Here is a 13,162-nt window from a genome sequence, read left to right as displayed (position 1 = left end):
GGAGCGACCGGGCGTACCTTTAGCTGCTCCGCCCTCTGACTGATAGCAGAGCCCTCTAAGCGGAATCGTCGGGCGCGTCGGTTTCGACACCTCAGGCAACCCGCGTTCTTCTGAACCGTGAACCGCAGCGCGGCTGCGGCTTAGACCTTGTTGAGACATTGAGGTTTTCGGGGCCTCGGCTTGAGGCAAGGCGCGGCTGCGGGGCGGATTTTTCCGAATGGCCTCGCTGCATAATTGAGACCAGCCGAGCAACTTCGACGATGTGTCTTCGAAGTCAGTCAGGCAAATGCGCATCGCACGGACGAAGACTGGCGACGCGCTGCCCGGGTCGAGACGAAATCGCATAACTATCGAGCGAACATTCCGACGGAGGCCGAACGAACCAGACAGTCCGGCGAGGCACCCCCAGCTAGGCCGGCCCGCTCATGCGATCCTCGGGTTTTTTCGCGCCCTGCTTCTGCACCTGCTCCTCTACGAATATCACGATCGTACGCCGAGCAGCTGGGTCCGTTACTTTCTGAAATGCTCTGATCAAGCGGAGCATCTGTAGATCTTCGACGAAGTTTGACATTGAAAGTCCCCATTCACAATTGGGAAAGCTCAGTATTAGGTTCGCGCGGCAGGCTGGCCTCTCGTCGTCGTGTCCACGTACCCCTTATCTCAGCGCGTGGTGTTCTCCTCGAAGTCCAAGATCCTGCCTCGAATAATTTGGAGTTCTGTCAGATGACAAGCAGGAGCCTCGCGGCCAGAGCTTCATCGACCTCTACGGGCAGCGTCTACGACTCAATCAATGGACCAATCCTCCAGTCGCTGCGGGTTCATGCTGCCCTCCTCCGCTGGCTTCTGACATCCGCACCATATCCAACGGCCCAGGCCTGCTGCTTGCCGGGAGGTGTCGTTGGCCCGACAAGGCCCACCGTCGGCTTTTGTCTTTAAATTTATAGTTTAATTTTTAATTATTATCAATTTAAATTTGGCCATATATAAATAATGGCGCCATTTCCGATGCCACGACTCTAGGCGGAGACTCAGATTGCTCAGTTCGCTAGGCGACTTTTTCGGGAGAAGCGCCATGACCGGAGTAGCCGTTTGCGTAGTGTGCAGCCGCTGGAGTGCTCAAGGTCGGAATTACAGTCCTGCTGTTGCCCGCTGGATCATGACTGTCCCCACTGTTGGATCCGGCGACATGCACGATGAGAAGCAGATTGCGCGCGCGGCAAGATACGAAAGAGGCGAAACCAGCCTTCAGACCAAGCCTGAACCATTTTGCCTGAACGGCTTAGCCGCCATTTTTGATCAATTTGCCTTCCAGCCTGCATGAGACTGCTTCGCCGCTTTAGCTTCGGCGATGGCGACGCTCTCGCGTAACTTCAACAGCTCGTCATACGCTGCTCGAAGTGGATCGTAATCCTCGACCGCAGGAGATCGCCTCGAGAAGTTTGTCGTGCCGTAGGATGAATATCTGATCATCGCAAACACGCAGCCATGATGCACCCAAAGCGTATCAGGGCATTGCCGTTGCGCAACCAGAGCCGCTCGTTAAGCTTGATGTTGGTGCAAAAAGTTAAGATCGGGACGAAGATGTGGTATTGGCGCGCATCGCGCAGGTCCTGCGATGGATGGATTAAAGATGCTCTGCCAGCCGACGACGGCTAAGCGACTACCATAGCAGCTGATTTCGCAGGAGCGTACACAATTCACGTTCCAGACGAACAATGTAGCCGATGTCGCTCAGCGTCTAGTTGTCCCGACGTCCCCCAGGGGTTCGAAAGACCGCAATGAGCCGATCGCCTTCCCAAAGCTCAACATCGTGCTCGCTAGACATTTGCTCGGCCCGATATCTCGCGCTCTGCTCGTCGATGCAATCAAGCTTTGCGGCACAGATCGGGTGCCGGCTACTGTCCACCAGGAAGGCTTTGTACCGCATGGCGATCCCATCCAATGACTCCGCCATCCTAATCGAATGGCTGCCTGATGCAGCACCAAATCCATTTCAGCAGCTGCGGAACCTTTGTACGTGTGGCCATTTCGCTATAGACGCCTGAACTCGTGGCTTTCGATGCCGAGCCGCGCCGGGTCCGCCATGAAACGCCCGCGGTCTTTCCACCCTCCTATCGGCGCAGGATTTCCGAGCCGCATTTCGCCCCACCGATCCGGACCCTTTTGGCTTCTCGTCCGGAACGCTGAGGGCTGATTGGCAAGCGCTGTAACTGCAGGGTTCAGGTGAAACTCGATCCGAAACCAAAGCGAAAGGAGCGCACGCTCGTTCACACTACATTAGTAGGCCTCTTTAACCTTTTTGCCTTGCATCATGCGCCTACTTGCGATTGCATAGTTTTCCCGATAGCGCCGCGGTCATTTCGGCCATTGTTTCTAGGAACTGCTGATGAGTAGTCGAAGTCAGGTTTACAACTATTCGGCCATTCTGAGAGACCGAGTACAGGGTCTAATCGCACTTGTTACAGAACTGGAAAGACTTCGTTTTCGGCTGCGTCAAGCGGAGGCAAGGACAATGCGGCGAAGAGGGAAGTTATCAACCCGGACTGCACGACGGCTGCTCGGTCGACGATAAGGGCAATCCGCAATTCACCACGCGCGATTACGCGCAATGGTGACACGCCCACAGCTCACTTGCAGCCAACGCCTTAGCCAGCCCTTCTTTCCACTTCCTGCCGCCGGGACGCAATCTGGCGTGCAGCGTCGCTGTTATCAGCGCCCCCGCAATCGGCGAAGCCCTCGTGATGCTCCGGTCGATGTTGATCAATGAGATGGGTGTCAGGCACCGAAATATCGAAGGCACTACCCTCTTGTGTGCTTGCTGCTCGGCCCGTACGTAGAGGCCCAATCTGGGCACATTCCGAGATCGTGTCATATCGCTTCAGCGCTGCGTCGATCCTCTGAGCTAGCGTTCGATTGTGCTCACGGAACATCGACAAATGATCTCCATTCACGGGTACGATTTCCAGACCCGAAAGAAACAGACCCTTCCAGCCAAGGCTGTCGTCCAAACCCCGCATACCGTCCCCCGATTCTGACCGAAAAAGAACCCCCCGAGTGTCAAGGAGGCGCGGGCGATAAGACCGCAGGATCCTTGTATACAATCGTTCTACGAGCCTCGTGGGCAACGGAGCCCCGTCCTCGTCGACCATGGTGGTAAAAGTGCTTCGTCCCCTCCAGATGCCTCGAAACCATTTCCGCGCTTCCTCATCGAGCATCCAGTGGACGGTCTGCCATGAGCGCTGCAAGCGCGATGCGATTGATGGTGAAGACAGCTCGTTCGGAGCTTGCTTCCAAATTTGTCGGCATTTCCGCCAAGCAACTTCACGCGTCGTTGGATATGTCGCAGAGGTATCGAACAACATCACCAGATCTACCCGGCGACCTTGCTTTTGCAATTGATGAGCCATTTCGAAGGCAATGATCCCTGCGAAGGAGTGCCCCGCGAGCACACACGATGACGAAGCTAAATGGGCGCTCAAGGCTGCTGCATATGGCGCAACTAATTGTTCGATTGTGGGGAAGGCGGATTTCCGGTTGTTTGCCACCGCGGCACGCCATTGCAGGGGCCAAGGAGGCATATCGATCCCGAACACCTGGTTATCCAGCATTGCTGCAAGCCCGAATTCATCCGGCCCCGCGTAAACGAAATACACCGGGCGCTCCGCGTTGCCCTTCTGCAATTCAACGACCGGCGGTCGTGTCGCTAGCCCTCGGGTAGCAATGACCTTTGATAGCTCTTCCACTGTCGGACTTTTGTAGAGATCCGAAATCCCAAGGGTTACGTTCGTTACTTGTTTGATCCGGTTGATCACCCGCACAGCCATTAACGAATGTCCACCCAATTCGAAGAAATCGTCCTTGATACCGATTTTCTTCAGCTCGAGTAATTCGCACCATATGCTGATTACCGCTTCTTCCATCGGAGTGCTTGGCGGCACATACAATTCCTCGGACTGAGATGACCTCACACCAGGCAAGGGCAATGCCCCGCGGTCCAGTTTACCGTTAGGCGTCGTGGGAAATGCATCCAGGAAGATGAAGTCCGCGGGAATCATATAAGTCGGCAGTTGATCTCTGCACAGTTTCCGGAGTTCGGCGCCGAGGCCAGCCGACGGGATCGCCGGCCTCACATAAGCTATCAGTCTCTTGTCCCCCGCTGAGTTCTCTCGCGCCACAACCGCCGCTTCCTGCACCGCTGGATGCATGGTCACGACCGTCTCAATCTCGCCCAGTTCAATGCGATGGCCACGAATTTTTACCTGATGATCCGCTCGACCAAGAAACTGAAGCATGCCATTCGGCAATCGTCGAACCATATCACCGGTTTTGTACAATCGCGCTCCAGGCGCCTTGCTGAAAGGATCGCCAATGAATCGATCACATGTCAATTCCGGCTGATTGTGGTAGCCCCGAGCTATCTGAATGCCACCCAGATATAACTCGCCAGGGACGCCGACGGGGACATGCCGCATATGAGCATCCAGCACGTGAGCCGGAGTGTTGGCTACTGGCAAGCCAATGGGAACAACATCGTCAGCGTGCTGACGCGGGACTGAGTAAAACAGCGAGGTGATTGTGGCCTCGGTTGGTCCGTAAACATAATGCAACTCTGCGCCGACCATTCCAAAAAACTCTCCGGCGAGTTCTCCAGTCAATACATCGCCCCCGCAGAACACATGCCGGAGGCTTCGGCAGGCCTTGAGTTCCGGTATCTTCAGAAGCAAGCGCAGCGTCGACGGCACGAGGTGCATGACAGTGATCCGGCTTCGAATGATCGTTTGCACCAAATACGCCGGGTCACGATGTCCGCCCGGCCGCGCCAGGACCAGACGCGCGCCGACAAAGAGCGGTGCCAGGATTTCCAGGACCGCGGGATCGAAGCTAAATGAAATCTGCTGCAATACGCGATCGCCCTCGTTCAAAGGAAACGTCGATTGCATCCAGGCCATCAGATTCCTGACCGCTCGGTGAGGAATCATGACCCCCTTCGGATTTCCTGTAGATCCCGAGGTATAATTTACGTAAGCAAGGCTCGAGTCGGTCGCAGCGCGGTTGGGATTGCCGACGCTCCCCGCACAGACTGCAGGGTCATCCATGAAAATGACGAGGTTCGCTCTAAGATCGGGCAGAATTCGGCTCAGCTTGCGCTCCGTGAGCAGAACGGGCGCGTTGGCGTCCTTCAGCATAAATGCGATGCGTGCCGGTGGATAGGCTGGATCTATTGGCACATAAGCGCCTCCAGCTTTGAGAACGCCGAACAAGCTGATGATCAACTCCGGCGACCGCTCCAAGCAGATAGCTACCAAAACCTCGGGACCAACCCCCAATTCGCGCAAATGATGGGCAAGCTGATTTGAAAGATGGTTGAGCGCGCGATAAGTCAGGCGCTGCTCGCCGAATTCCACTGCCACGGCGTCCGGAGTTCGATCGACTTGCGCCTCGAAGAGTTCATGGATGCACCCATCCTTCGGGTAGTCTGCCAGTGTTTCATTCCACGCGACCAGCAGGTCGTGACGCTCAGCCGCTGCCAATAGCGGCAAATCACCGAGCCGTTGCTTCGGCTTCTCTGCCATCGCCTCAAGCAGTGTTTGTAAGTGGCCGAGCATTCGGCCAGCCGTCGCGCTATCCAATCGACCGCGATCGAATCCAATTTTCAGGCATAGCTCGGTCCCGTCGTAAGCCGCCAAGGTGATCGGATAATTGGATTGCTCAAAGAGATGGAATTTCCGAGCGGACCAAGACCGTCCCCGCATTTGCAACAGGGAGTTCAGTTGATGATTCTCAAATACAACGATGCTTTCGAACAACGGCCTGCCCGCTGACACATCGCTCCAAGCCTGCACCTTCTCAAGCGGCGTATGCTCATGTTCGCGCATCGCCACAATTGCCGCGCGTACTTCCTTAAGCCAAGGAATGAGTGCGGCGTCGCGGTCCACGTACACACGCAACGGCAATGTGTTGATGAACAAGCCGATCATGGCTTCAGCGCCCGCGATCTTGCTTCGGCGACAACTCCTGGTCACTCCGAACACGACGTCCGCCTCGCCGCTATACCGGCTTAGCAGCACCGACCAGGCCCCCTGGATGATCGTATTGAGAGTCAGCTCATTCTGCTCAGCAAGCGAACGAAGTGCGGAGGTGATCTCACGCGACAACAAGATCTCCTTATTGCCGCCCTGGATGTCGACGTTCCGCTCGTTGGTCGGCAAGCGATCCACCACCAGCGGAGTGGGCGCCGTGAAGCCTTTAAGGGTGCTCCTCCAAAACGTTTCGGACTTGGAGAACTCCCGTGTTTGCAGCCACTTGATGTAGTCCCGATAAGGTCTGGGGCACTTTAGCGTTATTGCTGTGCCAGCGCGGAGAGCCTCGTAGTAGGAGAAGACTTCGCCAAGAATGGCCGGGAATGATCTGCCGTCCAACAGCGCGTGGTGAAACGTCCAGATGAGGCGGTACTTCGCCTCGCCACAACGTACCAGGGTTAGACGAAGCAGCGGCGCTCGCGCGAGATCGAATTCTCGACGACGGTCCCTCTCCAATAGATCAGCCATTCGTCGATCCTGTTCGGAATCTGGAATTCCGCGCCAGTCCTGTCGCTGCCAAGGGATCTCGACCTGTGCTTGCACCTGCTGTTGCGGCTCATTGACGTCGGTCCAGCGAAACTGGCTTCGCAAAGCCGGATGACGAGCGACCACGATTCTCCAGGCGCGCCGCAGAGAGGCTTCGTCAACTGCTTCGTGCAAGTCGCAGAGCAGTTGCTCGATGTAGACCCCTGTTCCGGGAGCCGACAAACTGTGGAACAGCATGCCTTGCTGTAGCGGCGACAGCGCGTACACGTCTTCAATCATGCTGATTGGCCGCTGAGGACAGGCTGTTAAACCTGTGTTGAACCTGCCGGTTGGATTGCCTTGCCGATGGTTTGCGATCTTCAATTGTCATTCCACTCGATTAAATATAATCTAGAGAAAATTCAATATATGATTTTGTTGAATTAATAAATCCGCCAGGTATTAATGTAGGGCGCTTTAACTCTGGCGAGGACAGTACGCGGAGATTGGAGGAAAATGCCGAAGATTCAGAGCTTTGTGACGACTGAAGACGTCATTTCCGCCGGACGAGTTCTTGCCTGGGCCAGGAACTATCTTGCACGGGAGGAAGAAAAGGTCAGACGCCCTTACCCGCCTCAGACGGTTTGTCCCTATGTGGAGGCCTCGATTAAAGCGAACTCGCTCTACATGGTGTTTCATAACGAATTGAACGGAGAAGATGCCGCGTCGATTGCCGACGTAATCTTGGGATACGTCAATCCCTTCAAGGAGGCGCCCCCCTTTTGCGCGGCATGAGCAGGCGCTAAAAGCGCTACTCATCGTATTCCCGAATATCGAGGAGAAATTCCTAGGGGTGCTCGATGAGTGCCACCGGACCATCAAGCCGAAGATCGTCAAGTTCGGTTTGATGATTGGTCAGTTTCATCCGAGGTGCCGGGAACAGGCGATCCACAATCCTGAGTGGAACGCAATCTCGCGATCTCCGCTTCCTCTGATGGCAATCCGCAATATGACGTTACATGACATCATGTTTCTACATGACGATGAGGAAGCATTTCGAGCGTATGAAAGCAGGTTTGGAAGCCGATTCGCGCAGGGAGGTGCGTTTCTGTATCCGTATCACAAACACCTCATCACTTGCTATGAACGCGCAAAATCCGCTTATGCAGATCACCAATAACCTAAATTGAATGGCTGTTTGTACCAGTCAACTCGGTCTGTTGAGCTTCAAATGCGGCTTCTGACGCACTTCCTTCATCTCTTGCTGGTGAACAATTGTGTCCCGCGGCGTGTACTCGATACCTCCACCACAAGGTGAGGCACGATCGATCGCCCATCCATTGAACCTTTCACCGAGCGGTTGGACCAACCCTCAAATCGGGGGGACCAGGAGGTCTCCTATGCGCACGATCTTGATCGGAGTGGCGGTCGCTGGCTGTCTCGGTACGACGTTTTTGCTGTCGTCCTATCCGTCAACAAACAAAGTTGATGTGGCGAACCTGGCGGTCGATCACTGTACCAATTTCCACAGCTTGGCTGGGCTCAAACTATCCGGACTAATGCGCAACGAGGCACAACCGGAAAGGCAGGGAGCACGGGGTCGGTTTGGCAAGCGGCTTTGGACGGCCTTTTGCATCCAAGACAAACGACCTCGGCTTGAGTCTGAGGTCGCCAACCCTGGGGAAGACTTACTGCCGACGCGAAGGCCTTTTGACTTGGGTATTTCTCGGGAGCTTGGATCCGCCAATGAATAAAGCGGCGGGGCCTCGCCATGCACTGTCGAGCGCGTAAGTCTCGGGGAGTTTTGGCTACCCTCGATGAGCGATAAAGGTCTCCGACCCGGACTGATCCAGCTACGGACGCGCCGAAGTCCAGAGTTAGGCGGGCGCCATATTTCACCCTGCAGCGCGCCGGCGGCGAAACTAAGCTTTCAGCCTGAATGGCTATGCTCCAATGTTGCGACGACGAGCCAAGTGCCTTGGCTACACGCCCGCGTGCACTTGGCCGCTCGAAACTGAAATTAACCATGATTAATTCGATTTAATGCAGCGATAAAATTCTTTCATTTTGATCATTTAGAGGTAAAGTACTGTTGCGAGCGCAGGCACTCCGCGTGACGCGCCCTGCCCAACGGACCGTCGGCTCCGTTTGAAGTTTTTAGTCCCGGGCCGACGGTCCGAGGCAGTTCCGCGCTATTTCTGGGGAAAATTGAGCTTGGCCACCGGGATGGCGTAAGCTCTCACTTAAATCCCTAATCTGAAATGAGTCGGGGAGTTGCCGTGGGTATTTACTTGCTGTTACTGGCGGCATGCGTTGTTGGGGTTCTTCTGTTCCTGGCATTCCGCTTATAGGACCGACAGCGGCCACAACCGTTGCTTTGAATCCTCAGCCAATGGCCGAAATTGAAAAACTTCGGCTTGAGTTTTTGACTGTGCGCGGATGAGCGCGTTCAACTCCATCGCTGGAGACGAACGTGATCACTTGGCTGCTGGTAGCTTTCCTCATCACCGTTAGCGTCGCGATCTTGATCGCCCACGCGATCGACGCCATGCGCTCCTGAGGCTGCGCCCTCCCCCATGCGGCATTTCGACGGTGCGGCGATTTTACAGGCTATTCTTATAGGGAAAGCCGCGCAAGCGCCCTTGTCCTCGCGGGGAAGCCGCCTCGTCGACGGCCTCCTTGATCCATCGCTCTACACCATTGCACGATGACCGGTTCTTGGCGGACCCTTGTCGAGAGCTGTGATCATCCGAATTTTCCTCGCTCCGCCTTCAAGAACATAGACCGCAGTCCAAACGGCCTATGGCGTCAAGGGACAGACGCCAATTGGGGCGACTGAGACAGCTTCGGCTCGGACGCGCCCTGAGAATAGGGCCCCTGCCCCGATCCTCGACGAGCCAGGCTTGGAGACTAAGCTACATCTGACATCCAATTTGTTTGGAACCTGCAACATGGTTTAAAGTATTTAATTTGTGAGGAGTTTAGTATTTTCATATCAACCATGGGAGAGTGTAGCATGCCCTCGGAAGAAGAAGACCGGCGGGAATTCTTGAAGACCTGCGGAAAATTTGCTGCGGTCACGCCCCCAGTCATGACCATGCTGCTGTCCACCTCGCTCACGTCAAAGGCAATTGCGCATTCTGGAGGCGGAGGGGGCCACCACCGCGATAGTGAGCACCACCATCATCACCGGGACCGCGACTAGGCGGCCTTAGACTTGCAAGAGGCCGCCTTCCCACAGGCGGCCTCTTTGATGCCACAAGATCGGAGAATCGGCGCACCCCGCGGCGATGCTGTGGATCACGTTCTGGCGGTGACGCGCGGGCTGAAGTGGAGGCGATAACCGGCATGCGCGGCAGGCAGATTCGAACGATGTTGGCCCGTGAGGAGGTAGGGACAAACCGGCGCGCCGGGAGTTGCATCTGACCATCTAAATGCTGATCTCGCCAAGATGGGGCAGAGGGTCTATCCGCGCTAAGGTGGGGACGCCACCCCTGCTCTTTCATCTCCTGTCTCAAGTAACCCGCCAGCGGGGCAGCCGCTAGGTTCGGGACCGGCTGCTTGCACTTCAGATCTCCACGTCGCGCGGATGGACCGACACTTGCAGGGAAATCGCATTAATCCATTGCGGCCGGGGCCCAGGTCGACCCGTTAAATATAAAATTAACCATATTTAATATCGTGCAAACCCGAAGCCATGCATCGAACAGACGCACGCTGACTAAGTGAAGAGAGGGGCGAGGGAATTGCCGGTAGTCTGCCGTGGCGCGCGCTCGATCACTTACGGCACGAATAAAATGACGATTGAATGTCCATTTAATATATAATACGATAAGCGAGGTTTTAAATGAAAGAGGGCTGATCGTGATGCGGGTCGACAACGAAGATGATGACCGGCGGGCGTTCTTGAAAACCTGCGGGAAATTTGCAGCCGTGACATCCCCTACCATGACGCTGCTTCTGTCCACTTCCGTGACTTCACGAGCCATCGCACATTCAGGCGGCCTGCCTGCAGCGACGCAGAACGATAGCGGCCGGTCGTTCTTCGAGAACGATCGGTCCTTTGCGGCAGGACCGCGGAGCTCCGCCGGCGGGTCATCAGGGGGTGGGGGAGCACCAGGCGGTCGCCCTGCCGGGTCATCTCATGCCGGGACAGCTGGTGGTGGCGGCGGATCCAGCGGCGCGGGGGGCGGTGCTGGCGCAACCCCCAAAGGGCCGTTCGCGACAGCCGGCGGCTCGGGAACGCAAAGCGCAGATGGTGGGGTCGATTGCGCAGACGAGAAGGATGAGGAGAAACGAAGGACCGATTGCCCCGGCGCTAACACACGGATTTCGAGAGCAACCGAATCCAGCCAATAGGAGTCGTCTCAGCCTATGAATGAGGTGACTGCCGTACGGCTAGACTCCGTCGCGGCCTTCGCCCCCGGCATCGCTAATTGTGTGGCCGAGCGCATATCTCAGCAGCCGAGCGACCTCTTGATGCACCGCGCCAGAGCTGGACCCTGCCAAATGTCCGTACGCTTGTCTCAAAGATTGCATAGTTTTCCTGACTTTCAAGAACTGATCGAGTTCTCTTCAGCTGTGCTTGGGAGGGAGCACCCGCTCGCGCTGTGCGCCGTGTTGAACGTTGGGAAATTGCGCTGACCGGCGGCCATCTGTCGCACTTCGCGATCGAATTCCAATTCGTTTAATTATTAGACAGCCTATACGATAGATTTGGTTGCGGTGGGCGCGATGATAGATCAACAAGATGATGACCGGCGTGAATTTCTGAAGATCTGCGGCAAGTTTGCGATTGTTACGCCGCCCGCTATCACAGCGCTGCTGTCGACGTCGCTAACCAGCCCAGCCCTTGCACAATCCGGCGGCGGCTTGGCGCACGGCAATAACGGCTGGGGCAATGGCGGCGGGGACGGCAGTCCCAACGGCAAGCCGGATACGTATCGCTGAGGCTGCCGTTATCTCCCAATGTCTGGTCGGCTCTTCCTCGATCTCTTGCCCGGGCAGGTGATCGATGATGTAGCCGAGCTCGCGCCCGTCGAGTAGGCCCCTGCAGCCGGGACAGCGGACGTAGTGGTCGCGCTCCCCTGTGGAGCCTCAAGAGGTTGTCCTCGCTCACGCCGAGGCGGCTGATCGGCGTTTGTGACTCTATACCACCATGGGGCCGGTGCCCGCTGTATCGATGCAGCCAGATCGGCAGCTCTTGGGCGCGGGGATTGGAGCTGCAAACATTGCTTACAAGCGGGGAGTTTGCCTGATCGCCGTAGCTGCGACCATGCGCAATCACCCGCCCGGCCAGCGCACAAGGCCAAATGTTTGCACCGTTCTGCTCATTGCACCCGATCACGACTCTGGATAATGAAAGATATGGTTAGGTTCTTTCGCGCCGCGGGATGGTTGGCTCTCGCTCTGGTGGCTTTCGTGACGCTCGCCCCCATTTCCGATCGGCCGACGATTGCGCCCGCTCACTTCGAGCACTTTGCCGCATTTTTCGTGCTCGGGCTCGTATTCGTGCTGGCCTACCCAAATCGCATGATGTTGGCCACCCTGATCGTGATCGGCAGCGCGATTATCCTGGAAGCCCTACAGCTGCTCACTCCTGATCGACATGGTCAGTTCATGGACGCGCTGGTTAAAGTGGCTGGAGGTCTCTGCGGCATTTCGTTCATCACTGTTGGGCGGGAGTGCATGTCTCAAGTAATGACGAAGATCGCATCTCGGGGATGACGAGATCACCGATCCGGGCGGAATGCAGCTGTCAGGATTCGCGCCAAACTTGTCCGTACACAGGAAGATTTTTGACTTCCGACAACAGCGGCGCGTCGGCATCCTTGGGCGACAGCGAGGGGCTTTCGACGCCCCACTTGATCCCGATCGCCGGATCGTTCCAGCGAATGGAGATTTCGTCTTTCGGGCTGTAAAGATCGTCACACTTGTAAAAAAAGTCGGCGGTCTCGGACAGGACCACGAAACCGTGAGCGAAGCCGCGCGGCACCCACAATTGCCGGCGGTTTTCTTCGCTCAATTCGACGGCCACATGCCGCCCGAACGTCGAACTGCCAACTCGGACGTCAACGGCGACGTCGAGAACCTTACCACGCAGGACCGTGACCAGCTTCCCTTGGGTGTTCGGATTTTGCAAATGCAGGCCGCGCAAGACCCCGTGCGCAGACCGAGACATATTGTCTTGTATGAAGGGCCGCTCAATACCGGCGTCCGCGTATCGTCGGATCTGGTAGGTCTCCAGGAAAAACCCTCGTTGGTCGCCGAAAAGGTTGGGTTCCAGAATAAGGACTTCAGGTATATCAGTCGCAACAACATTCATCCTCAAACCCCTTGAGGCGGGACAGCATGAAATGTTGAACTTTTATAACGCCATCTGTTACCATTTCAAATGGATTAAATGATGCGGCGGCTATGAATGGGATCAATCTCGCAGACGGTACGGGCTCGCGGCTTTAACATCCGGTGACGACGGTGGTTTCGAAACACTTGCTCCCGGTCTTCAAACCGATGCTTTATTACGCGATCGATTCTGATGCTCGAAGGAAGATTGCCGAGAAGTCGGCCAAGAGCAGCTACGGCGAAAAATATTTAAGATCGGCGGCGCACTCCTC

General features: G+C 56.1%; 8 protein-coding genes and 1 pseudogene. 6 read left to right on the top strand and 3 right to left on the bottom strand.

Features of this window, described 5'->3' with window-relative positions:
* The first annotated feature begins 1,072 nt into the window (after nucleotides 1-1,072).
* Nucleotides 1,073-1,321 carry a hypothetical protein gene (locus XH80_RS04800; RefSeq protein ID WP_271597557.1) on the top strand — a complete coding sequence of 83 codons (249 nt, stop codon included), beginning with the start codon at nucleotides 1,073-1,075 and terminating at the stop codon, nucleotides 1,319-1,321.
* A 1,324-nt stretch (nucleotides 1,322-2,645) separates the two neighbouring features.
* On the opposite strand, the gene XH80_RS04795 is transcribed toward XH80_RS04800, so the two are convergent.
* On the bottom strand, nucleotides 2,646-6,929 hold the full coding sequence (locus tag XH80_RS04795) for an amino acid adenylation domain-containing protein (protein WP_271597556.1): 4,284 nt from the start codon (nucleotides 6,927-6,929) through the stop codon (nucleotides 2,646-2,648).
* Nucleotides 6,930-7,061: 132 nt separating this feature from the next.
* Between XH80_RS04795 and XH80_RS04790 the strand changes: the two genes are divergently transcribed.
* The 4 genes from XH80_RS04790 to XH80_RS04780 all read left to right on the top strand — a co-directional run bounded on the left by XH80_RS04790 (nucleotide 7,062) and on the right by XH80_RS04780 (nucleotide 11,495).
* Nucleotides 7,062-7,340: a DUF6875 domain-containing protein gene (locus XH80_RS04790; protein ID WP_271597555.1), complete on the top strand. Its 279-nt coding sequence runs from the start codon at nucleotides 7,062-7,064 to the stop codon at nucleotides 7,338-7,340.
* Nucleotides 7,303-7,725 carry a DUF6875 domain-containing protein gene (locus tag XH80_RS43880; protein ID WP_442869113.1) on the top strand — a complete coding sequence of 141 codons (423 nt, stop codon included), beginning with the start codon at nucleotides 7,303-7,305 and terminating at the stop codon, nucleotides 7,723-7,725. Before XH80_RS04790 ends, XH80_RS43880 begins: the two co-directional genes overlap by 38 nt.
* Nucleotides 7,726-9,546: 1,821 nt before the next feature.
* Nucleotides 9,547-9,750: a hypothetical protein gene (locus tag XH80_RS43710; protein WP_442869112.1), complete on the top strand. Its 204-nt coding sequence runs from the start codon at nucleotides 9,547-9,549 to the stop codon at nucleotides 9,748-9,750.
* A 1,529-nt stretch (nucleotides 9,751-11,279) separates the two neighbouring features.
* On the top strand, nucleotides 11,280-11,495 hold the full coding sequence (locus XH80_RS04780; protein WP_271597560.1) for a hypothetical protein: 216 nt from the start codon (nucleotides 11,280-11,282) through the stop codon (nucleotides 11,493-11,495).
* A gap of 139 nt (nucleotides 11,496-11,634) precedes the next feature.
* Here the strand turns inward: XH80_RS04780 and XH80_RS04775 are convergent.
* Nucleotides 11,635-11,769 (bottom strand): annotated as a pseudogene (locus tag XH80_RS04775) (IS481 family transposase); the annotation flags it as partial.
* A gap of 134 nt (nucleotides 11,770-11,903) precedes the next feature.
* On the opposite strand from XH80_RS04775, the gene XH80_RS04770 reads away from it, so the two are divergent.
* The gene (locus tag XH80_RS04770) at nucleotides 11,904-12,272 is read left to right on the top strand and encodes a VanZ family protein (RefSeq protein ID WP_271597554.1); all 369 of its coding nucleotides are present in this window, start codon (nucleotides 11,904-11,906) and stop codon (nucleotides 12,270-12,272) included.
* A 31-nt stretch (nucleotides 12,273-12,303) separates the two neighbouring features.
* Here XH80_RS04770 and rfbC read toward each other — a convergent pair whose 3' ends face one another.
* The gene (gene rfbC / locus XH80_RS04765; protein WP_271597553.1) at nucleotides 12,304-12,870 is read right to left on the bottom strand and encodes a dTDP-4-dehydrorhamnose 3,5-epimerase; all 567 of its coding nucleotides are present in this window, start codon (nucleotides 12,868-12,870) and stop codon (nucleotides 12,304-12,306) included.
* Nucleotides 12,871-13,162 lie beyond the last annotated feature (292 nt).

This window comes from Bradyrhizobium sp. CCBAU 45384 (assembly GCF_028128665.1).
Taxonomy (GTDB): Bacteria; Pseudomonadota; Alphaproteobacteria; order Rhizobiales; family Xanthobacteraceae; genus Bradyrhizobium; species Bradyrhizobium manausense.
Note: the sequence above shows the minus strand (reverse complement) of the source record. Positions and strands in the feature narration are given on the sequence as shown.

Coding starts and splice junctions, on each gene's coding strand:
- XH80_RS04780 (WP_271597560.1), top strand. CDS start 11,280: ATGATAGATCAACAAGATGATGACCGGCGTGAATTTCTGAAGATCTGC.
- XH80_RS04800 (WP_271597557.1), top strand. CDS start 1,073: ATGACCGGAGTAGCCGTTTGCGTAGTGTGCAGCCGCTGGAGTGCTCAA.
- rfbC (WP_271597553.1), bottom strand. CDS start 12,870: ATGAATGTTGTTGCGACTGATATACCTGAAGTCCTTATTCTGGAACCC.
- XH80_RS43710 (WP_442869112.1), top strand. CDS start 9,547: ATGGGAGAGTGTAGCATGCCCTCGGAAGAAGAAGACCGGCGGGAATTC.
- XH80_RS04790 (WP_271597555.1), top strand. CDS start 7,062: ATGCCGAAGATTCAGAGCTTTGTGACGACTGAAGACGTCATTTCCGCC.
- XH80_RS04770 (WP_271597554.1), top strand. CDS start 11,904: ATGAAAGATATGGTTAGGTTCTTTCGCGCCGCGGGATGGTTGGCTCTC.